A 19,911-nucleotide genomic window follows, 5' to 3' on the forward strand; every position below is an offset into this window, starting at 1 on the left:
GTTCTCCTCTGCGGCCCCTGGACGGGACCGGACTGCATGTTCATGGACGGGGCTCCCCGGCGGGAGCGGCACCCGGGCTCTCCTCAAAGGCGGCGCCCGAGGCGTCCTCGGGCACCTCGGGCACGGCGCCCCCGGGCATCCGCACGGGCCGGACGAACAGCAGCGCGAGCAGATAGCCGGCGAGGCTCGCACAGATCCCGAACACCGCGTACGGCACCTCGGTGCCGAGCACATGCGCTCCTGCGCACCCGATCACTCCCGCGATCATAGAGGCGTAGGCCACCGGCGTGCGCACCCGGTACCGGCGACTCATGACGATGCCCAGCAGCAGGGGGACGGCGAGGAGTGAGGCGGAATAGGCGTACGTGGCGACGAGCCAGCCCAGCGCCTCGGGGTAGACGATCGCGAGCACCGCCGCCACGAGCGTGACGCCCACGGTGCACCAGCGGGACAGCGAGATCCGCGTGCGCTCGCTCGTCTCCCGGGTGACATAGGCATTGCGCAGATCGCTGATCATGTTCGCCACGACCGACTGCAGGGCGGAGCCCGTGGTCGAGACGATCGTCGCCATGAGGAACGCGCCGTAGACCGCGAGCAGCCACACCGGGACCTGCGCGAGGAACCAGCCCGCCGCACCCTCGCGTCCGTCCACGCCCAGGTCCGGATGCATCGCACGGACGGCGAGGCCGATGAGGAGGGCGTATCCGCCTGCCACCATGACCATGACCGCGCTGAGGTAGATGCCGGTGCGCGCCTCCTTCCCGGACTTCGCCGCGAACACCCGCTGGTAGTACAGCTGGTTCGTGAGGGTGCCGGGCAGGATCGCGAACAGCCACAGGAGGATCGTGGTCCACCCGGCAGCGGCCAGGCCCTCCGGCATCGCGAACAGCTCATCCGGCACCTGTGCCGCGATGCTGCCCCAGCCCCCGGCCATCCAGACCGCATAGCCGGCGACCACGACCGAGGCCACGATCATGAAAACGCCGAAGAAGAAGTCCGACCACGCCACCGAGGTGAGCCCGCCGGGCAGCACGAACAGCAGGCTGATGAGCGCCATGACGATGATGAGCGGCGCGAAGGGCACGCCGGTCACCTCGCTGAAGAGGTTGGCGAAGGCGACGAACTGGGTGGCGAGCCAGCCGAAGGGCACGATGATGACGCTCACCGCCGTGACCGTCAGCAGCACCTTGTGCTGTCCGTAGAGCCGGGTGAAGACCTCGGGGATGGTGGCGAAGCGCCGCCTGCGCAGCCAGTTCGCGAAAAGCGCGATGATGAGCATGCCCACCACCACGAAGGCCTCGTACCAGAAGACCGAGAAGCCCCAGGAGTAGGCGATGCCCACGTGCGCCACCAGCACGCCGCCCCCCACCGCGGTCGCGTACTGGGTGAAGGCGAGGACGTAGACGGGCAGGCTGCGACCGCCCACCATCCAGTCCGCCTCGGACTTGTGCCGGCGGCTCACGAGGAAGGAGATGAGCGCGCCGAGCCCGATGACGATGAGCGAGGCGAGCCCGATCATGAGCGTGATCCCGACGTTCATGCCCGCTCACCCCCGGCCGCGCTCCGGCTCCAGCGCAGCGAGTCCATGACGGAGACCGCGTCTGCGGATGCTCCGTGCTCCGCGTAGTCCGCGAGGATGCTGCCCACCATCGGGGAGAACTTGAAGCCCTGCCCGGACATGCCCACCGCGAGCAGGATGCGCTCGTCCTCAGGCGAGGGCCCCACGACGGGTGCCCCGTCGGCGGTGAAGCCCTCCGTCCAGGTCGAGATGCGGATCGCCGTGGGATCGAGCCCCGGCATGAGGCGGGCGACGGCCCGCTCCGCCGCCTGGACGAGCTCCGGCTCGACGAAGCGCGGGAGCTGCCCCACCGTCTCCAGGTCCTGCCAGGGCAGGTGGTGGGGCAGGATCTTCACCGCCATCCCGTCGAGCACGGGGAAGCAGGAGAAGCCGCCCTCGGGGTGTCTGCGGATGGAGATGGGCATGCGCGCAGGCCGGTGCAGCTCGACGTCGCCGGCGGGGAACCAGCCCGCCACGAGGCGCCTCGGCGCGAGGACCTCGCGTCCGAGGCCGCTGAGCTCGTTCGCCCACGGCCCCGAGGCGAGGACGACGGTGTCAAAGGCCTCGGCCCCGGCCGCGGTGTCGACCATGACCCCGAAGCTCTGCGGGCGGATGTTGAGGACGCGCGCATATGTGCGGTACTCGGCTCCCGCGCGCATGCCCGCATCGCGTGCGGCGAGGACCGCGAGCTCGGGGCGGAACACCCCGGCCGCGGGATCGAGCACCCCGACCTCGTCGTCATCGAGCCGGAACTGCGGGTACTCGCGGGCCATCGTCTCGGCGTCGAGGACGCGGTGCTCGAGCCCCGCGCTCTCCGCACAGGCGATCACGGCGGCGACGTCCGGCTCCTCGGGACGGCCGATCGTCAGGCCGCCGCACATCTCGAGGATCTGCGCACCGCGCGCTCCCCGCTGCAGCCGGTCCCACTGGTCCCGGGACTTCTGCAGGAGCGGCACGTACTCCGCCCCCTCCTTGTAGACCGTGCGGAAGATGCGGGATTCCCCCGCCGAGGCGCCCCGGTCGTTGGGCGTGTTCCACTGTTCGAAGACGGTGACCGAGAAACCGCGCTCGGCCAGCTGCCAGGCGGTCATGGTCCCGATCACGCCGGCTCCGACGACGGCGATGCGCGTGCTCTCATGTGGCTTCAAGCTGACTCACCTCCATGGTGATGTTCGTGGGATGGAAGAGGAACTCCGCGACTTCCAGCGAAGTCCCCTCCCCGATGTGGATGGTCCGCACCTGCCGCAGGATCGGAGTGTCCTCGGCGACCCCCAAGAGGGCCGCATCCTGAGCGCTCAGGTGCACCGCGCTCAGCACCGAGGTCACGCGTCGGTCCGCGATTCCGCGGGCGGTGTAGTGGGCAGTGGTGGTGAGGTGGACGAGGTCCTGTTCGAGGAGGTCCGGCACCTGGGAGAGGTCGACGATGCACCGCTCCAGCGCGATCGGCGCGGAGCCGGAGTCGAGTTTGGTGCGCACGAGCTCGGCCAGCGGTGCGCTGTCGCTCAGCACGCCCGCGGCCAGGGGGAAGGACGCCGCGGTCGCGACCCGCACGCCGTCGACCCGGTGGGCTCCCGCGACCTCCGGCTCCGTCAGCCTGGTGTCGAGCGTGCGCAGCAGGTTTCCGCGCAGTCCCGTGGAAGCCACGAGGCTGCCGGCCCCGCGCCGCCGCACGACGAGGCCGGACTCCACGAGCCCGGACATCGCCTTCTGCACGGGGTTCCGGCTCACGCCGAACATCGCCATGAGCTCGGCCTCCGTGGGGAGCCGGTCGCCGATCGCGAAGCGCCCCGCGCGGATCTCACCCTCGATCCACTCCCGGACCTCGGTGTGCTTGGGCATGTGCGTCCCTGCTGCCATGATGTGACCTTAGACACGCAACTTTGTCATGACAATAGACCGAATGAGATGTCTTTGATCGTGAGACGGCACAGGCGTGAGGACAGCCGGTTTCCCCCTGGTCCACCGCCGGGCCACCTGCCCGCAACCATCCGTCACTACCGTCCCGGGAGCCCCTCAAGCCCCCAGCGGAAAGCCGAGCGATGACCCACCGCCGACACCTGCCCCCGGACGCCGAGAGAGGCGCGAGGACCACAGGAGCCGCTCAGGCGCACTCGCCTCCGGAGGGCTGTGCCTCTCACCGCGAACCGCGGCCCGTCCGCGAGGCTCCCACGCGCCCGTGCCCCTCGCGGCCCACCCCCTCACGCGGAAGCCCGGCCGCCGGCGCCTACCGGGGCGATGTCGACCTCCTCCGCCTCACCGCCTGCCTCACGGTCATGCTCGGCCATGCCGGGGGCACGCTGATCCGCCGCGCGCGGGACGAACACCCGGAGTCCGCGGCGCTCCTCGTGGGCCATCTGGCCGAGGCGGTGAATCCCTGGGCCGTGCCGATGTTCTTCGCCGTCGCCGGCTGGGCGGTCCTCGCAGGAGCTCCGCCCACGGGAGAGGCGACGATGGTCAGGAGGATCGTGCGGCACGCCGTCCCGCTGGCCTTCTGGTCTCTGGCGTACCTCCTCGTGCACAAGCTCCTCGACTGGGACCGGACCGACCTCCGCGGCACGCTCGCCCAGCTGCCCTTCAGCGCGGCCGGACCGGGATACCACCTGTGGTACCTCTACCTGTACATCCCCCTCATCGCGGTGTTCGGCGCTGCCGTCCTCGTCGTCCGCGGCGGGAGGCCGTGGAGGCTGGCCGCACTCGGGCTCCTGTTCTCCGCCGGGCCGGTGCTGTTCGAAGTCGCGCAGAGCACGGTCACGGGCGACCTCGGCGGCTGGAGATGGGGCCTGACCACGTACGCCGTCGTCTACTTCGTCGGAGGCGGTCTGCTCATCCACGCGGCGGAGACCCTGCAGCTGCGGCCGTGGGCGCACTGGGCGACGGGGCTCGTCTTCGTCGCAGCGGCGGGCGCGGTCTTCCTCTGGGAGACGCGCATCCACTATCCCATCGAGAACGCGAACCCGCTCACCGCCTTCCTCGGCGTCTGCGTCGTCCTGCTCGCATCCGCACTGTGGCGGCGCTTCGGGGAGAGGCCCGGCGCCCGAGGCGGAACCGGCCCCCGCGGCACAGAGGGCTCCGAGGGGCGAACCGGAACCGGGGGCGGGAAGGCACCGGGCTCCGGGACCGGCGCGGCAGCTGCGCAGCCGCCGTCGAGGCGCGTCACGAGGCTCCGCACGCTCGCGGGCGCCTCCTTCGGGGCCTTCCTCGTCCACGTGCTCCTCATCGACGCTGTGTTCGGGGCCCTGTTCCCCCTCGAGCTGGGCTTCGCAGCGACGGCGGTGCTCTTCGTCTGCCTCTGGCTCGGCTGCTTCGCGGTCTCGCTCGCGGCGAGCCTGCTGTGGGGCCGCGTTCCGGGAGCCAGGCGCCTGCTCGGATGACACGGCCCGCCCAGGCGTCGGCACCGCCTACCGCATGGCCCCCGGCAGCGCGGGAGCGGCATGACCGAGCTCGTTCACCGCACCACCCGGGTCCCGCCTGCGTGTGCCACCGCGCGATCATTCGCTAAGTCATCACTGACGGATCACTCATCATGAGTGATGATCACTGATCCGTCAGTGATGAGTGATCCGCCAGTGACGGGCGCGATCGCGGAAAGCCCCGCACTGCGACCGCCGCAGCCGGTTCTTCATCACCCAGGCGGCCGCGTCCCCGGAGGAGGCGCCTGCTCGGCTGATGCGGCCCGCCGAGGCACCGCCTACCGCATGGCCTCCAGCAGTGCGGGGACCACATGGTCCCTGGTGAGCGGTGCGACCTGTCGCTCCGGGGTGTCCTCCGGCAGCTCCCGCAGCGGCATCCAGGCGAGCTCCGCGATCTCCGCCTCTCCGATGAGGGCCGCAGGGTCGAAGTCCTGTCGCAGATCGCTGAAGACGAACACGCTGCTCTCGACCACGTGATCCGGTTCGTTCGCAGCCCCTGCCGTGAACCGTCCGAGGAGGCCGATCTCATCCCCGCTCACGGACAGCCCCAGCTCCTCCGAGACCTCCCTGACCACGGCCTCGGCGGCGGTCTCCCCCGCTTCCAGCTTCCCGCCGGGGAGGATGAAGGAGGTGGTGCCGTGCTTGCGGACGGTGAGCAGATTCTCCCCCGCCATGATCACGAGGGCGGCGACGGCTATGGTGCGGTTCTGCGACATCGGCTTCCTTTCCAGCGGACTCGTCTCCCCTATATTGTCTTCCTACGGAGGGGTCGCACGTCCTCGCCACCGCACGCAGCACCCGAGAACGCAGACTGGAGACTGAACCATGTCCCACGGAAGCAATCCGTACGATCCCTCGCAGAGCGGGCAGCCGTACGGATCAGGTCCCGCACAGCCCTACGGCTCCGGGCCGGTCCAGCCTCCCGTCGCTCCTCAGCCGGGAGACCCGGGCGGCTCCGGCGGTCAGCCCCCGTACGGCGCACCCCAGCAGGGCCAGGCCCCCTACGGCCAGCCGCAGAACGCCCCCTACGGCACTCCCGAGGGCTCCCCGTACGGCGCCCCCGGCACCTATGGCGCTCCCGGAGCACAGGGCGCCCCGGGCTTCGCCCCCACCAGCACCACCGTGCTGCCGGGAGGCCCTCAGGCGGTCGGTCCCGACGGTGAGCCCGTGCTCAGCCAGCCCCTCTACGGGGCCACATTCATGCAGGCTCTCAAGCGCTACTTCAAGAAGTACGCGCGCTTCTCAGGCTACGCCTCGCTGAGCGAGTTCTGGTGGGCGCAGCTGGGCATCGGCCTCATCGGACTGGTGCTGTCGATCCCGCTCATGATCGGCTACTTCGCGATGATCGCCAGCGCGGTCTCCGCCTCAGCCACCTACGAGTCGGGGATGAGCACCGGAGCCACCGCCGGCATGGGCGTCGGCGGGGTCTTCCTGATCCTCGGGGCGATCCTCTCCGGCCTGTTCAGCCTGGCCATCATCGTCCCGAGCCTCGCGATCACCTCGCGCCGTCTCCACGACGCCGGGTTCTCCGCCTGGTTCATGCTCCTGTACCTCGTGCCCTCCGTGGGCAGCCTCATCGTCCTCGTGCTGACGATCCTGCCCACCAAGCCCGAGGCCCGCCGCGGCGAGTGGGACGACCACAACGGCGACTGAGCCGCCTCCGGGCTGAGCGCACTCCGGGAGAGATGAGAGCACAGAGAGGGGGTGCAGGACCGCCGGGTCCTGCACCCCCTCTCTGTGCGTGCGACTCCTCCTGAGCCGCTCAGCCCTTCTTGAAGACGAGCTGTTTGTTCACGAACTCGTCCATCGCGAGCGGTCCCAGCTCCCGACCCACACCCGAACGCTTCACCCCACCGAACGGCAGGAACTCCCGCGTGGTCTCAGGCGTGTTGAGGAAGACCATGCCCGCGTCGATCCGGGACCCCACACGCTCTGCACGCTCGAGATCATCGGAGAACACCGCGGACCCCAGCCCGAAGGGCGTGTCATTGGCCAGCTCCACCGCCTCGTCCTCGCTGCTGACCTTGAACAGCATGAACGCCGGACCGAAGAGCTCCTCATGGTAGCCGCGCATGCCCGGCCTCACGTCCTCGAACACCACCGGCTGCACGAACGCCCCCGGTATGTCATAGGCCTCACCACCGGCCAGGACCTTCGCACCATCGGCCTTGACCGCCTCCACCTGCTCCATGAACCGCTCCCGCGCGGCAGGCGAAGACAACGGAGACAGGGGTGAACCCTCCACCGTCGGATCCTCCGGCGTGCTGGCTTTCGCCAGAGCCGTCAGCTCAGCGGCGAACTCGTCATAGATGTCCTCGGCGACGATCATCCGCTTCGGGCTGTTGCATGCCTGACCCGTATTGCCCATACGGGTGGCGAAGAACGTCTCCGCCGACTTCTTCACATCCGAAGAATCCAAAAGTATGTACGGGTCCGAACCACCGAGTTCGAGCACGACCTTCTTCAGGTTCTTCCCGGCTTCGGCAGCGACCGCGGACCCGGCCCGCTCCGACCCCGTCACCGAGACTCCGTGATTCAGGGGTGAGGGCAGGAGGATGTCCGCGACCTGCTCATTCGTGGCATACACATTGATGTAGGCATCCGCAGGCACCCCGGCCTCATGGAAGATCTCTTCCATGACCGCAGAGGACTTCGGGTCCTGGGGTGCGTGCTTGAGGATGATCGTGTTGCCCAACGCCAGGTTCGGGGCGGCGAAGCGGGCGACCTGGTAGTAGGGGAAGTTCCAGGGCATGATCCCCAGGATCGACCCCACCGGACGGCGACGCACGAACGCCTGATCCTCGGCCGCCGTCCCGCGGAGGGGCTCATCGGCCATGAACGCCTCGGCGTGCTCGGCGAAGTACCGATAGATCAGCTGGCACAGCTTCAGCTCGCCCTTGGCCTCGGCGATCTTCTTGCCCATCTCCTGGTGGATGATCTCCGCGAGCTCGTCCGAGCGCTCGGCGTAGAGGTCCGCGACCCGGTTCAGGACCGCCGCCCGCTCGGCCACAGGCCGGGCCGCCCACTCGGCGAAGGCGTCATGGGAACGCTGCTGGGCCTCGGCGATCTGAGCGTCCGTGGCCGTGGGATACGTCTCCACGACCTCACCGGTCGCGGGATTGAGAATCTGATAGATCGACATCGATGCACTCCTTCTCTCACATGGTGCACGCACGGCAGTGCCTGCACGGTCACGGGGACCAGCGCTCCAGCCGACGGAGCCGCCAGCTAGTGTGGTTCCTACGTTAGGCAGGTCACAGAGCAGGACGCAAAGCACAGTGAAGGATGCTGAGACTCATCACAGCTTCGCGGCTCTCACAGCCTCGGGCCGTGTTTCACGCTCCGCAACCCGACCTCCGGTTCCCAGTCCCGACCGCCCCGCACACCGCCACCCGAGGAGAGACCCATGACCGAGCAGCCTTCCGCTCCGCCGCAGACCCATGCCGAGCAGCTCGCCGCGCACTACTACACCACCGTGGACGCCGGCGACGCGGATGCGACCATCGCGCTCTTCGCCCCCGATGCCACCTACGACAGGCCCGGCTATCCCACTCTGCGCGGTGCGGAGATCGCGGACTTCTACCGGGGCGAGCGCATCATCGTCACGGGCAGCCACACCGTGACGGAGACGGTGGCCGACGGCGACCGGGTGGCCGTACGCGGCACCTTCTCCGGCACGCTCAAGGACGGCTCCGAGGCGCGCGAGGGCTTCGCCGACTTCATGCGCTTCGACGAGGCCGGCCTGATCGCCTCCCGGACCACCTACTTCTTCCGCGCCGCCGTCTGAGGGCTCCCAGCCCTCAGCCCTCAGCCCTCAGCCGGAGTATCGCCTCCTGCACGCGGTCCCGCTCCTCCGCGATCCGGGCCTCGGGCGGGAGTCCGTACGCCTCCTCGGCCTGCGTGATGACGGGCTCCGTCCCGGCCTCAGACATGTCCGGTTCGTGCACATCGATCGCGGCGAACGAGGGGCCGATGTGCTCCATGAACGCCCGCAGCCCTCCGGTGCCCCCGCCCAGGTGCATGCCCTCGAGCGGTCCCACGGCCGCCCAGCGCAGCCCCAGCGAGTTCCTCACCGCCGTGTCCAGATCCGCGACCTCGACCACGCCCGATTGCACGAGGTGCACCGCCTCCCGCAGGACGGCGTTCTGCAGCCGGTTCCCCACGAACCCGCGCACCTCCCGCCGCAGCCGGATGGGCGCCCTGCCGTAGGCCCGGTAGAGGGCCGGTGCGACCTCGGTCGCCGCGGCGGAGGTCCGCTCCCCCGGCACCACCTCCACCAGCGGCATGATGTGCGGCGGGTTGAACGGGTGCCCGATCAGCACGCGGGCGGCGGTCTCCGCAGGCAGCTCCTCGGCGATGCGCGTGGCGGGTATCGCCGAGGAGGAGGACAGCAGCAGCGCGTGTGCCGGTGCCGCCTCTGCCAGGCGCGCGAAGAGCTCCCGCTTCGCTGCGGGAACCTCCGGTCCGCTCTCCTGCACGAAGTCCGCGCCCGAGGCGGCCTCCTCCGGTGAGTCCGCCCGCACCAGCGTGCCCGGCGGCAGGCCGGCGGCAGGCCGGCGGCCGACTCCGTCTCGCGCAGGGCCGCGGCGAGGTCCTCACGCGGGTCGAAGACCGTGACGGCAGTGCCGTGGGAAGCGAAGAGCCGCGCCCATGACAGCCCGATCGTGCCGGCGCCGATCACCGCCGCGCGCGCCGGAGGCTCTGGAACCCGTGTCTCCTCGTCTGCGTCCATGCACCTCACTCTAGAGTCCCGGGCCGGACGCAAAGGGGCTCAGGACCTGCCCCTGCGCACGGCTCCTGCTCGCGATCCCTGTGTTCACCGGCGCAGACGCTCCTTGCGGTGGCAGAATAACGTCATGGACGACGCAGCAGGAACCAGGTCCCGGACCATCGAGGCGGCAGAGCGCGAACTCGAACAGGCGCAGGAGCGCGCCGGGGTCGAGCTGCGGCTCATCCACGACCCGCAGACCGCCGCCGAGGCCTCCCTCCTCCTCGACGAGGTGTGGAATGTGGGCGCGGCCGGCACCACGGTGATGGAGCCCAGCCTCCTCATGGCCCTCGCGCACGCCCAGAACTACGTCGCCGCGGCGGTGGTGCCGGAGACGGGTGAGCTGATCGGCGTGACGGTGGGCTTCTTCTCCTCCCCGCCGGAGTGGTCGATGCACTCGCACATCGCCGGGGTCAGGCACGACGAGGTAGGCCGCGGCACGGGGGCGGCGATGAAGCTCCACCAGCGTCTGTGGTGCCTGCAGCGCGGCATCACGGAGATGACGTGGACTTTCGATCCGCTCATCAGCAGGAACGCATACTTCAACATCGGCCGCCTGGGCGCCCGGGCGATCGAGTACCACGAGGACTTCTACGGCCAGATGCGCGACGGCGTCAATGAGGGCACCGCCTCGGACCGGCTGCTCGTGAGCTGGGACCTCGAGCGCTCCGTGGGCTGGGGCGGGGCACCGGCTGCGGCGGGAGCCCATGCCGGAGGGTCGGGAGCAGCGACTGCGGGAGCCGAGGATACACCGGCCGCCCGCCCCCGGCTCGCCGATGCCGCCCCCGCACTCAGCATCGACGCCGGCGGCCGGCCCATCGAGCTCGACGTCCCCCGCGAGGCCGAGCTCGTGTCGCTCGCGATCCCCAGCGACATCGAGACGCTGCGCGGAACGGACCCGCAGCTCGCTGACGCATGGCGCCACGCCCTCCGCCGCGGGATCACGGAGCTGACCGCGGACGGCTGGCAGATCACGGACTTCGACCGCTCCGGCGCCTATCTGCTCACCCACCCCTGAACCCGCGGACCGCGCACGCGCAGCCCCGACACCCGTGCGCACGGAATCTCCGCATCTACACGCTGCAGCGCGTGTCTGCGGAGTGTCCGTGCGCCGATCACCCGCATGCGCACGAAAGCTCGGGTCGCACACGCAATTGCTTGTGCGACCCGAGCTTTCGTGACGCCGGCCTGCCCGCGCTGAACAGACGCGCAGAGCAGCCTCTCAGTCGCGCAGCGCCGTGAAGAGGTCGGTGCGCAGATCGGCCGGGTCCATGTCCGGGCTGGGCTCGGTCACGTAGACCTCCCAGAACGGCATCGCGGGCGCCTCACCGCGTGAGCCCAAGGTCTCGAGGAACGTCCCCCAGGCCTCGCCCAGCCCGTCGAAGCCGCCGAGGTGCGTAGCGGCTCCCAGCCGTCCGCCGGGCAGCGCCGAGGCCACGGCCACCAGCTGCGCCTCTCCCGCACCGGGCACGTCCACCGCGCCGAGGTCGATCTCGCCGCCGAGCACCCGATCCACCGGGATCCCCACCTCGATGTCCACCGTCTCCCCCGGGAGGGAGGTGTAGAGGGCGTGCGCCGGTCCTGCGGGGTTCACGCCCACACGCGCCAGGGCAGGGAACAGCCGGGAGAAGACCCCGTCGAACAGAACCGCGAGATGTTCCGTGGGGAAGCCCTCGGCACGGACGCCCACCGTCACGCGCTCCGCCGCCTCGATCACGCTGGGGCTGCCGGGTGCACCATAGGGTCCGGGTGTCTGCTCCGCGCCCTGCTCAGGACCGGTGCCCTGCTCAGAGCCGGCATCCCGCTCAGGGACTGCACCCTGTCCGGAGTCAGCGCCCTGGCCGGAGCCGGCGCCCGCACTCACTGCGCACCTCCGCCGGAGTGCGAACCGCGGATCGCCTTCTTGTCGAGCTTGCCCACGGAGGTGCGCGGCAGCTCCTCGGTGAAGACCACCTCGTCCGGCAGCTGCCATTTGGCGAAGCGGGAGCTCAGGCCCTCGCGCACGTCCTCGGCGGTGAGGCTCTGCCCTTCGGCCGGCACCACGTAGGCGACGGGCCGCTCGTCCCACTTCTCGTCCGGGACGCCGATGACTGCGGCCTCCTTGACCCGCGCATCGTCGAGGATCGCGTTCTCCATGTCGATGGAGGAGATCCACTCGCCGCCGGACTTGATGACGTCCTTGAGCCGGTCGGTGAGCTTGATGTAGCCGTGCCCGTCGATGACCGCGACGTCGCCGGAGCGCCACCAGCCGTCGAGGAACCGGTCCGCGCTGTCGGAGAGCTTGTGGTAGGACGTCGTGATCCACGGTCCGCGGATGAGCAGCTCGCCCATCGAGGAGCCGTCGTGCGGCAGCTCCTCCCCCACCGGGTCCACGATCTTCACCTCGACGCCCAGGAGCGGCAGGCCCTGTGCGCGCTTGAGGTCCCATGCGGCGTCCTCGCCGATCTCGCCCAGCTCCGGCTTGATCCGCCAGTTGAGGCTCACGAGCGGGCTCGTCTCCGAGGCGCCGTAGCCGTGGATGATCTCCGCCCCCGTGAGCTCCCGGAAGCCCTTCATGAGCGAGACCGGCGGCTCCGTGGATCCGCTGACGAGGCGGGCGCGGGAGAGGTCCGGCGCCTCGGGCTGCGCCCTGATGTACTGGAGGAGGCCCGCGAAGATCGCCGGAGCGCCGTTGGCGACGGTGACGTCCTCGTCGACGAAGGCCTTCGCGATCGCGCCCATGTCGTCGGCGGAGAAGCGGCCCGGCAGCACCATCTTCGCGCCCACGGCCGTCGCCGCCTGCGGGAATCCCCAGGAGAGCACGTGGAACATGGGCGTGATGGGCATCGTCACGTCCTCGTACGTGAGGCACAGCCCCGCGTCGACGCCCACCGCGTGCAGATAGGAGGCCCGGTGGGAGTAGTAGACCCCCTTGGGCCGGCCCGTGGTGCCCGTCGTGTAGCCGGCGTAGGCGGCGGTGGACTCCTCGACCTCCTCGAAGGGGTAGGTCTCGGCCGCCTCCGCCATGAGCTCCTCGAGGAACACGGCGCCGGGCAGACTCGTGCTGACCTCCCCGGCAGGCCGGTCGGAGGCCACGATCCACTGCTTCACATAGGACTCGCCCGCGAGCTTCTCCGCGATGGGCAGCAGCGATTCGTCGACGATGACGTACTCGGTCTGCGAGTGGTTGACGACGTAGGCAAGATCGGCCTCGCCCAGGCGCAGATTGAGCTGGACCATCGTCGCGCCCAGGCTCGGCACCGCGAAATAGGCCTCGTAGTGGCGGCGCGAGTTCCAGTCGAGTACCCCCACGGTGCTGCCCGCGCCCACGCCGAGGCCGGACAGCGCACCGGCCATCCGCGCCACACGGGTGAGCTCCTCGCGATAGGTGGAGCGGCCCCAGCCGCCGTCGGAGCGGCGGTGGACCACCTCGGTCCGGGGGAAGTTGGCCGCGGCGTGCCGCAGCAGGGAGAGGACGTTGAGCTGGTGGTCATCGCCCATGGTCGAGGGGATACCGCGGAGCATGGAGGCCTCCATCGTGTCGGAGCGGACGGGGACGCCGCAGGCGGAACCCGCCGCGGCGACGCGGAGGGTGCCTCGGCACCGAGCCGGTGCCGCGGAGGACTGCGCGTCCCGCGGCACCGGCTCGCGCACGCACAGGGATGTGACGCGCGTCTCGCTGCTCAGAATACGGTGTAACCGCCGTCGATGACGAACTGCTGCCCGTTGACGAACGACGAGCCCGGCGAGGCGAGGTACACGGCGGCGGCCGCGAAGTCCTCGGGCGTGCCCCAGCGGCGGTAGGGGACCCGCGAGATCACCTTGCGCGTGAACACCTCGCTGCTCACGGAGCCCTGCGTCATCTCCGTCTCGATCCAGCCGGGCAGGATCGCGTTCGCGCGGATGCCCTCACGCCCGTACTCGACCGCGATCGCGCGCATGAGCGCGAGGACCGCGCCCTTGGTCGCACCGTAGAGCGAGTTCCGGCCCGCGCCCTCGATGCCCGCGAGCGAGGCCAGCAGCACGAGCGAGCCGCCCTCCCCCTGGTCCAGGAACTGCCTGATCGCGGCCTGGCAGCCGGAGATCACGCCCTCCACGTTCACCGCCGAGACCTTCCGCCAGGCCTCGAGGTCGAGCTCGTGCAGGCGGCCGTACATGCCGGACACGCCCGCGTTCGCGATGAGCGAGTCCAGCCGGCCGAACCGCTCCAGCGTCTGCTCCATCGCACGGTTCACCTGTGCGGGGTCCGAGACGTCGCAGGCGAATGCCGCGACCCCGGGGGCCAGGCCGGCGGAGGCGTCGGAGCCCGCGGTCCCGCGCTCCTCGGCGAGCGCGCGCAGCTGGGCCGCGGCCTCGGCGTTGACCTCCTCATTACGTCCCCAGATCGCGATGTCCGCCCCGGCCTCCACGAGGCCCCTGGCCATGCCGAGGCCGATGCCCCGGTTGCCGCCCGTGACGACGACGGTGCGGCCGGTGAGATCGAGCGCCTGCATCTCAGCCCTCCCCGTTCTCGCCGGACTCCGCCCGCACCTCGAGCAGCACCTTGCCCCGGACGGCCCGCGTCTCGAGCTGCCGGATCGCCTCGGCGGCGGATTCGAGCGGATAGACGCCGTGGATCACCGGATCGAGCCGGCCCGCGGCGAGGTGGTCCCACATGGCCTCCCACTGGCGGCGGACGAGGTCGCGGTCCTTCGCGAAGGCCGCGCCCCAGCCCACGCCGGCCACGCCGACGTTGTTGAGCAGCAGGCGGTTGACCTTGACCTCGGGGATCGCACCGGCCGTGAAGCCGAGGACGAGGACCGTGCCGAACGTGCTCAGGCAGCGGAGCGAATCGGTGAAGCGGTCGCCGTCCTTCGGATTGCCCACGGGGTCCGCGACGAGGTCCACGCCGCCGGGGAACAGCTCCTTGACCGCGTCCTTGAAGCCGTCGCTGAGCACCGCGTGCGCAGCGCCCAGGGCGCGGACGGTCTCCGCCTTCTCCTCCGTGGAGACGACGCCGACCACGGTGGCGCCCATCGCCACCGCGATCTGCACGAGCGCGGTGCCGAGGCCGCCGGCCGCGCCGTGGACGAGCACCGTCTGGCCGGGCTCCAGACGGCCGCGCACACGCAGCGCGAAGTCCGCCGTCAGGAGGTTCATGGGCATGCCTGCCGCGGCCTTGAGCGAGACCGAGTCCGGCAGCTTCACGGTGGCGTTCGCGGGGGCGACCATCGCCTCGGCGTAGCCGCCCTTGTTCGAGATCGTGGCGACGCGGTCGCCGGGCGCGAAGCCCTCGACGCCCTCGCCCACCGCGGTGACCGTGCCGGAGGCCTCGGCGCCCAGCGTGAACGGCGGCTCGTGCTTGAGCTGGTAGAGCCCTCGCGTCTGCAGCAGCTCGGGGAATGTCACCCCGGAGTAGGCGACGTCGATGAGGATCTCACCGGGTCCGGGCGCGGGGGCTGCGACCTCGCGCAGTTCGATGGAATCGGGTCCGTCGAGGGTGACGACCTGTACAGCTTTCATGGCGTCCTTTGCGTTGTCGATGGGTGTGCGTGCGTTCGGTGGCGGGAACGGGACAGCGGGTGCAGGGAGCACAGATGCGCGGAGGTGCCGTGCCGGTCCCCGCTCAGCGCCCGGTGAAGACCGCCGCGCGCTTCTCGCGGAAGGCCGCCCCGCCCTCCGCGAAGTCCTCGGAGACCAGCAGCAGGCCCTGTCCGACGGTCTCGCGGTCCAGCACCTCCTGCAGGGTGCCGAGCGTCTCCGCGTTGACGGCCCGGCGGGTGGCGGCGAGCGAGAGCGGGGGCCCTGCCGCGAAGGAGGCGGCGACCTCGGCCGCGCGCTCCTGCGGGGTCTGATCGGTGACGAGCTCGCTCGCGAGCCCCCACTCGTAGGCGCGCTCGCCGTAGACGCGCTCGGCGGTGAGCGCCATGCGCATGGCGCGGTGACGGCCCGCCGAGGCCGCGACGAGGGCGCTCGCACCGCCGTCGGGCATGAGGCCGATCTTCGTGAAGGCGAGCATGAGGAAGGACTTCTCGTCCATGATCACGTAGTCGCAGGCCAGGGCCAGCGAGCAGCCCACGCCGGCGGCCGCGCCGGAGACCGCGGCGACCGTCGGGACGGCGGAATCGCGCAGGATCACCATGATCTGGTTGATCTCCGTGAGGATTCCTCCCGTCGCACCGGGATCGCGCTTGGCCTGGAGATCGGCGCCCGAGGAGAACGCACGGTCGCCGCCGGTGAGGACGATCGCGCGCGTGCCGTCGGTCTGCGCGGCGCGGAGGGCCTCGAGCAGCCCCACCGCCACCTCCTTGCTCAGCGCGTTGAGCGTCTCGGGGCGGTTGAAGCGGAGGGTCGTGATGCCCGAGTCGTCGGTGGTGACGACGAGGGGTGCCTGCTCTGTCATGGTCCTCTTTCTCTGTCTTCCTTCTGGGTGGGTGCTGCGCGGGCCGGGCCTCAGCCGCGGGCCAGCGAGGGATCGAGCTTCCTCTTGACCAGTTTGCCGGTGGGCGTGCGGGGCAGCGCATCGATCACGCGGATGCGCCGGGGAACCTTGAACTTCGAGAGGCGGCCGGTCAGCCATTCCCGCACCTCGGAGCCGAGGTCCCGCTCGGGGGACACGTGCTCCTCGGGCTCGATGTAGGCGACGGCGACCTCGCCGAGCTCCTCGTCCGGCTCCCCCACCACGGCGACGTCCCGGACGTCCGGGTGGAGGGCGAGCGCGTTCTCGATCTCCTGCGGGTAGATGTTGACGCCGCCGGTGATGATGAGGAAGCCCCTGCGCTCGGAGAGGTACAGGTAGCGGTCCTCGTCGATCCAGCCGAGGTCTCCCGTGGTCGCCCAGCGTTCGTGGACGGGGTGGCGGGAGGCCGCGGTCTTCGCCTCGTCGCCGAAGTAGCGGAACATCGGCTTGTCGGGATCGACCTCGAAGTAGATGGTGCCCACCTCTCCCGCGGGCAGCTCCTCGCCGTCCGGTCCGCAGATGCGGATGGTGCCCAGATAGCCGTCGCGGCCCACGGAGCCGGGTTTGGCGAGCGCCTCCTCGGAGCTGATGAGCGTGACCCCGGGCCCCTCGGTGGAGGAGTAGTACTCGTAGACGACGGGCCCGAACCACTCGATCATCTGCCGCTTGACCTCGACGGGGCACGGCGCGGCTGCGTGGATGGCGGCCCGCAGCGAGGACACGTCATAGGACTCGCGCACCTCCCGATCCAGTTTGAGCATGCGGATGAACATGGTGGGCACCCACTGCGAGTGCGTGACCCGGTGCTTCTCGATGGCGGCGAGGGCGGCCTCGGCGTCGAAGCGGGGCATGATGACGGCGGTGCCGCCGCGGGCGTGGGTGGTCCGGACGAAGCGCAGGGGCGCGGCGTGGTAGAGCGGCGCCGGGGAGAGGTAGACGGTGTCGGGGCCGAACCCGTAGACGCCTGTGAAGAGCTGCACGATGGGGATGTTGGGGTCCTCGACGGACTGGTCCTTGAGCTCCGGGAGGATGCCCTTGGGCCTGCCCGTGGTGCCGGAGGAGTAGAGCATGTCGTCGCCGCAGGGCTCGTAGTCCGGGCGCTCGGCCGAGGCCGCGGCGAGCACCTCCTCGTAGGGGTCGAAACCGGGCAGGGGCGCGCCGATCCAGATCCGATGGGGCACATCGGCGCAGCGCTCGGCGAGCTCCGCGGCATCGTCCAGCTCACCGGACAGGAGCACGATCTCGGCCTGGCAGTCGTGGACGATGTAGGAGGCCTCCTCCGCCGTGAGATGGGAGTTCACGGCGGTGATGAGGGTGCCGGTGCGCAGTGCGGCCCACATCGCCTCGACGATCTCGAAGCGGTTCTCCGCGATGATCGCGAGGTGCTGGCCGGGCAGCACGCCCAGGGAGCGGAAGTGGTTGGCCAGCCGCAGGGAGCGCTCCTCGAGCTCGGCATAGGTGAGGACCGCGCCGGTGTCGGCGAGGATGAGGGCGGGCTTGTCCGGGTGCTGGGCCGCGTGGGCTCCTGGGTACATCGGATCACTTCCTCGTGACGGGGCGATGCGGACTCGCTCTGCGCGGGGCCTGCCCGCACAGAGCTACACTGCGAGGGACGACAGCTCTGACTGAACGTTTGCTAAGGACCTTAACCGGAACGGCATCCGCAGACAAGAACGCCGGAGCGTCCCGCCTCATCCGCCGGCGCACGCCGGCCGACCGCCCACCGGCTCATGCCGACTGACAGCAGAGAGGACGCGATGACCAGCGTCTCCCCCTTCGCCGAGCACAGCACCCGCCTCACGCGCAGCCTCATCAATGCGCTCGTCTCCGAACGGGACGATGCCGCTCTCGCAGCGCGCATCAGGGAGATCGCCGCGGACCTCTCCGCCGCAGCAGAGGCCCCCGAGGCCGTCGAGGTGAGCGATCCTGCGCCGCCCCGGGCCCGCTTCTCGCGCGACATCACCCCGGCCTCCTCGGCCCGCAATCCGATCGCACCGCCCCTCGTGATCCGGCACAGGCGGCTCGATCCCGCGGGCGGCGAGGATGTGCCCGCGGGCGGGCCGGCCTCGTCCGCGCCCGAGGCAGGTGCGAGCGCGGCGGGTGGAGCGTCCGCTGCCGAGGGGGCGCCGGTGGCCGCAGCCGGAGTGGCCGCGGACGGCACCGGCACCCACGAGTCCTATGCGGACGTCGTGCTGCCGCTGCAGTACCAGGGGCCTCCCGGACGCGTGCACGGCGGGATCGTCGCGCTCATGCTCGACCAGATCCTCGGCGATGCCGCGCACTCCTCGGGGCTGCCGCCGGCGTTCACCCGCGAGCTCACGCTCACCTACGATGCCGGCACTCCCCTCGACGCCGAGGTGCGTGTGAGCGGCCGCCTCATCCGTGTGGAGGGCCGCAAGCGGTTCATGGAGGGGGAGATCACGGCGGACGGCACCGTCACGGCCCGGGCCCGAGGCCTGTGGATCGCACCGCGCGAGCTCGATCCCAGCGCTTTCAACGTCCGCGGCTGAGCACATCTCCCTCCGACTCTCCGGACTCCGCGGGGCAGCGAAAGCAGCTGCGTGCCGATCGGCGCTTCAGTGCGAGCTCGTCGACAGTGTCGTCGATGAGGTCTCCGGCCACCGGGGTCGCGCCGGAGGAGGCGACGGTGTCGGCCTGATCGGGGCTGCGGTGCATACCCGAGGCCGTGTCGCCGTGGGCGGTGAGCGCTGCAGCCAGGCGTGTGCCGACACGTCCGGCAGCGCCGATGAGAAGCACCTCCACAGGGTCTTCCTTTCAACAGTGAGTGAGGCCGGCGAGCGCGGCTCATCGGTGCCGCCGCCGGTCAGGTGGGCGAGGCGGAGGCCGTCGATAGAACCGGTGATCGGGACGCGCGACATGCTGCAGGCTCCGGTCTGCTGGTTCACCAGGGCTGGTTGGCCGGGCAGATCGTCGCGGTGCGGATGTTCGTGCCCTCCTGGGCCGATTCCATGCGCAGCACCTCCATGAAGTCGCGCACGAACCACTTCGTGCCGCCGTAGACCGCGTTGAGGAAGGTCGCATCGAGACGCCCGCATGTGTCCTGGGCGAGCTGCACGATCGCATCGTCGCCTTCTTGCACTGTGACGTCGAGAACCTGTGCGACGGCCTGGCCGCCTGCGGCTTCGATATCGGAGACGATCCGGTCGAGCTTGTCCTGACGCCTGGCGCCGAGGACGACTTTCGCGCCCCGGCCGGCGAGCAGCTTCGCGGCTGCCTCGCCGATCCCGGAGGAGGCGCCGGTGATGACGACGACATGCGGGAGTTCCTGATCTCCCGGCGCGCGAACATCACCCCCCGAACAGGCCCGACTGCCCGCTGGCCTGCAGCCTCACCGCGGCGATGCTGCGCTTCCATGCCGGACGCGCCCCCCTCAACGCCGACCTCACCGCGCTCATCGGGGAGCTCTCCACCCGCAGCCCGCAGTTCCGGCAGGACTGGGCCGACCATGACGTCCACGAGCACCGCACCGGGCAGAAGACCTACCGCCACCCCGAGGTCGGCGACCTCCACGTCGCCTACGACGTGCTCGAGATGCCCGGCGAACCCGGCATCTCCATCACCACCTGCAGCGCCGGGCCCGACAGCCCCACCGAGGAGCGCTTCCGCCTCCTCGCAAGCTGGACCAACACCACCGTGCCGGCCTCTGACCACGTTCGTCAGACCGAATAGGTCGCAAGGTCACCACCTGGAACCCGGCACGCCGCGGAGCAGCAGAAGCAGCGTCCTCCTCTGTCGC

20 protein-coding genes and 1 pseudogene are annotated in these 19,911 nt (G+C 70.5%); 6 read left to right on the plus strand and 15 right to left on the minus strand.

Annotated elements, in window-relative coordinates; all coding sequences use genetic code 11:
• Positions 1–40: 40 nt before the first annotated feature.
• From K318_RS18525 to K318_RS0101260, 3 genes are read right to left on the minus strand one after another with little or no spacing between them, the layout of a single operon-like run.
• Positions 41–1,540 carry a sodium:solute symporter family protein gene (locus tag K318_RS18525; protein ID WP_051297315.1) on the minus strand — a complete coding sequence of 500 codons (1,500 nt, stop codon included), beginning with the start codon at positions 1,538–1,540 and terminating at the stop codon, positions 41–43.
• A complete protein-coding gene (gene solA, locus K318_RS0101255; protein WP_029088124.1) occupies positions 1,537–2,706 on the minus strand; it encodes an N-methyl-L-tryptophan oxidase in 1,170 nt (389 codons plus the stop codon). The genes K318_RS18525 and solA overlap by 4 nt, the downstream gene beginning before the upstream one ends.
• Positions 2,693–3,415, minus strand: coding sequence for a GntR family transcriptional regulator (locus K318_RS0101260; RefSeq protein WP_029088125.1), 723 nt, complete (start codon positions 3,413–3,415; stop codon positions 2,693–2,695). The genes solA and K318_RS0101260 overlap by 14 nt, the downstream gene beginning before the upstream one ends.
• A 182-nt stretch (positions 3,416–3,597) precedes the next feature.
• Between K318_RS0101260 and K318_RS0101265 the strand changes: the two genes are divergently transcribed.
• Positions 3,598–4,929 carry an acyltransferase gene (locus K318_RS0101265; RefSeq protein WP_029088126.1) on the plus strand — a complete coding sequence of 444 codons (1,332 nt, stop codon included), beginning with the start codon at positions 3,598–3,600 and terminating at the stop codon, positions 4,927–4,929.
• Between the two features lie 317 nt (positions 4,930–5,246).
• Here the strand turns inward: K318_RS0101265 and K318_RS0101270 are convergent, their stop codons facing one another.
• Complete coding sequence (locus K318_RS0101270) at positions 5,247–5,684, minus strand: NUDIX hydrolase (RefSeq protein WP_029088127.1); 438 nt, start codon at positions 5,682–5,684, stop codon at positions 5,247–5,249.
• Between the two features lie 109 nt (positions 5,685–5,793).
• On the opposite strand from K318_RS0101270, the gene K318_RS25365 reads away from it, so the two are divergent.
• The gene (locus K318_RS25365; RefSeq protein ID WP_051297316.1) at positions 5,794–6,621 is read left to right on the plus strand and encodes a DUF805 domain-containing protein; all 828 of its coding nucleotides are present in this window, start codon (positions 5,794–5,796) and stop codon (positions 6,619–6,621) included.
• A gap of 109 nt (positions 6,622–6,730) precedes the next feature.
• On the opposite strand, the gene K318_RS0101280 is transcribed toward K318_RS25365, so the two are convergent.
• Positions 6,731–8,110 (minus strand): NAD-dependent succinate-semialdehyde dehydrogenase, encoded by a 1,380-nt coding sequence (locus tag K318_RS0101280; protein WP_029088129.1) that lies wholly within the window; start codon positions 8,108–8,110, stop codon positions 6,731–6,733.
• 264 nt (positions 8,111–8,374) lie between these two features.
• Between K318_RS0101280 and K318_RS0101285 the strand changes: the two genes are divergently transcribed.
• The gene (locus tag K318_RS0101285; RefSeq protein ID WP_029088130.1) at positions 8,375–8,755 is read left to right on the plus strand and encodes a nuclear transport factor 2 family protein; all 381 of its coding nucleotides are present in this window, start codon (positions 8,375–8,377) and stop codon (positions 8,753–8,755) included.
• 13 nt (positions 8,756–8,768) lie between these two features.
• Here K318_RS0101285 and K318_RS25370 read toward each other — a convergent pair whose 3' ends face one another.
• Positions 8,769–9,491, minus strand: a complete 723-nt coding sequence (locus tag K318_RS25370) for a 3-hydroxyacyl-CoA dehydrogenase NAD-binding domain-containing protein (protein WP_281170670.1) — start codon at positions 9,489–9,491, stop codon at positions 8,769–8,771.
• 95 nt (positions 9,492–9,586) lie between these two features.
• Positions 9,587–9,700 (minus strand): annotated as a pseudogene (locus tag K318_RS25700) (hypothetical protein); the annotation flags it as partial.
• A gap of 124 nt (positions 9,701–9,824) precedes the next feature.
• Here K318_RS25700 and K318_RS0101295 point away from each other — a divergent pair.
• Entirely contained in the window at positions 9,825–10,754 is a 930-nt protein-coding gene (locus K318_RS0101295) for a hypothetical protein (protein ID WP_029088131.1), read from the plus strand.
• 204 nt (positions 10,755–10,958) lie between these two features.
• Here K318_RS0101295 and K318_RS18535 read toward each other — a convergent pair whose 3' ends face one another.
• From K318_RS18535 to K318_RS0101325, 6 genes are all read right to left on the minus strand, one after another.
• Entirely contained in the window at positions 10,959–11,600 is a 642-nt protein-coding gene (locus K318_RS18535; RefSeq protein ID WP_245579727.1) for a GyrI-like domain-containing protein, read from the minus strand.
• Positions 11,597–13,240 carry a long-chain-fatty-acid--CoA ligase gene (locus tag K318_RS0101305; protein ID WP_029088132.1) on the minus strand — a complete coding sequence of 548 codons (1,644 nt, stop codon included), beginning with the start codon at positions 13,238–13,240 and terminating at the stop codon, positions 11,597–11,599. The genes K318_RS18535 and K318_RS0101305 overlap by 4 nt, the downstream gene beginning before the upstream one ends.
• A 158-nt stretch (positions 13,241–13,398) precedes the next feature.
• Positions 13,399–14,208, minus strand: coding sequence for an SDR family NAD(P)-dependent oxidoreductase (locus K318_RS0101310; protein ID WP_029088133.1), 810 nt, complete (start codon positions 14,206–14,208; stop codon positions 13,399–13,401).
• 1 nt (position 14,209) lies between these two features.
• Complete coding sequence (locus tag K318_RS0101315; protein ID WP_029088134.1) at positions 14,210–15,217, minus strand: NADPH:quinone oxidoreductase family protein; 1,008 nt, start codon at positions 15,215–15,217, stop codon at positions 14,210–14,212.
• A gap of 103 nt (positions 15,218–15,320) precedes the next feature.
• On the minus strand, positions 15,321–16,097 hold the full coding sequence (locus tag K318_RS0101320) for an enoyl-CoA hydratase-related protein (RefSeq protein WP_029088135.1): 777 nt from the start codon (positions 16,095–16,097) through the stop codon (positions 15,321–15,323).
• A 50-nt stretch (positions 16,098–16,147) separates the two neighbouring features.
• Complete coding sequence (locus K318_RS0101325) at positions 16,148–17,689, minus strand: acyl-CoA synthetase (RefSeq protein ID WP_029088136.1); 1,542 nt, start codon at positions 17,687–17,689, stop codon at positions 16,148–16,150.
• 222 nt (positions 17,690–17,911) lie between these two features.
• On the opposite strand from K318_RS0101325, the gene K318_RS23300 reads away from it, so the two are divergent.
• Positions 17,912–18,664 (plus strand): PaaI family thioesterase, encoded by a 753-nt coding sequence (locus K318_RS23300; protein WP_051297317.1) that lies wholly within the window; start codon positions 17,912–17,914, stop codon positions 18,662–18,664.
• Here the strand turns inward: K318_RS23300 and K318_RS0101335 are convergent.
• Entirely contained in the window at positions 18,648–18,917 is a 270-nt protein-coding gene (locus K318_RS0101335) for a Rossmann-fold NAD(P)-binding domain-containing protein (RefSeq protein WP_029088137.1), read from the minus strand. The genes K318_RS23300 and K318_RS0101335 overlap by 17 nt on opposite strands.
• Positions 18,918–19,056: 139 nt before the next feature.
• Positions 19,057–19,419: an SDR family NAD(P)-dependent oxidoreductase gene (locus K318_RS24120; protein ID WP_084499485.1), complete on the minus strand. Its 363-nt coding sequence runs from the start codon at positions 19,417–19,419 to the stop codon at positions 19,057–19,059.
• Positions 19,420–19,490: 71 nt separating this feature from the next.
• Between K318_RS24120 and K318_RS0101345 the strand changes: the two genes are divergently transcribed.
• The gene (locus tag K318_RS0101345) at positions 19,491–19,844 is read left to right on the plus strand and encodes an MmyB family transcriptional regulator (RefSeq protein ID WP_281170673.1); all 354 of its coding nucleotides are present in this window, start codon (positions 19,491–19,493) and stop codon (positions 19,842–19,844) included.
• Positions 19,845–19,911: the final 67 nt, after the last annotated feature.

Origin of the sequence: Brevibacterium album DSM 18261, from assembly GCF_000426445.1 — a bacterium.
In the GTDB taxonomy this organism is placed as follows: Bacteria; Actinomycetota; Actinomycetes; order Actinomycetales; family Brevibacteriaceae; genus Brevibacterium; species Brevibacterium album.

Bases quoted from the DNA above. Each gene is read 5' to 3' on its own strand.
- K318_RS0101320 (WP_029088135.1), bottom strand. From the start codon at position 16,097: ATGACAGAGCAGGCACCCCTCGTCGTCACCACCGACGACTCGGGCATC.
- K318_RS23300 (WP_051297317.1), top strand. From the start codon at position 17,912: ATGACCAGCGTCTCCCCCTTCGCCGAGCACAGCACCCGCCTCACGCGC.
- K318_RS0101325 (WP_029088136.1), bottom strand. From the start codon at position 17,689: ATGTACCCAGGAGCCCACGCGGCCCAGCACCCGGACAAGCCCGCCCTC.
- K318_RS0101280 (WP_029088129.1), bottom strand. From the start codon at position 8,110: ATGTCGATCTATCAGATTCTCAATCCCGCGACCGGTGAGGTCGTGGAG.
- K318_RS18525 (WP_051297315.1), bottom strand. From the start codon at position 1,540: ATGAACGTCGGGATCACGCTCATGATCGGGCTCGCCTCGCTCATCGTC.
- K318_RS0101285 (WP_029088130.1), top strand. From the start codon at position 8,375: ATGACCGAGCAGCCTTCCGCTCCGCCGCAGACCCATGCCGAGCAGCTC.
- K318_RS0101310 (WP_029088133.1), bottom strand. From the start codon at position 14,208: ATGCAGGCGCTCGATCTCACCGGCCGCACCGTCGTCGTCACGGGCGGC.
- K318_RS0101265 (WP_029088126.1), top strand. From the start codon at position 3,598: ATGACCCACCGCCGACACCTGCCCCCGGACGCCGAGAGAGGCGCGAGG.
- K318_RS0101295 (WP_029088131.1), top strand. From the start codon at position 9,825: ATGGACGACGCAGCAGGAACCAGGTCCCGGACCATCGAGGCGGCAGAG.
- K318_RS25365 (WP_051297316.1), top strand. From the start codon at position 5,794: ATGTCCCACGGAAGCAATCCGTACGATCCCTCGCAGAGCGGGCAGCCG.
- K318_RS0101315 (WP_029088134.1), bottom strand. From the start codon at position 15,217: ATGAAAGCTGTACAGGTCGTCACCCTCGACGGACCCGATTCCATCGAA.
- K318_RS0101305 (WP_029088132.1), bottom strand. From the start codon at position 13,240: ATGCTCCGCGGTATCCCCTCGACCATGGGCGATGACCACCAGCTCAAC.
- K318_RS0101260 (WP_029088125.1), bottom strand. From the start codon at position 3,415: ATGGCAGCAGGGACGCACATGCCCAAGCACACCGAGGTCCGGGAGTGG.
- K318_RS0101270 (WP_029088127.1), bottom strand. From the start codon at position 5,684: ATGTCGCAGAACCGCACCATAGCCGTCGCCGCCCTCGTGATCATGGCG.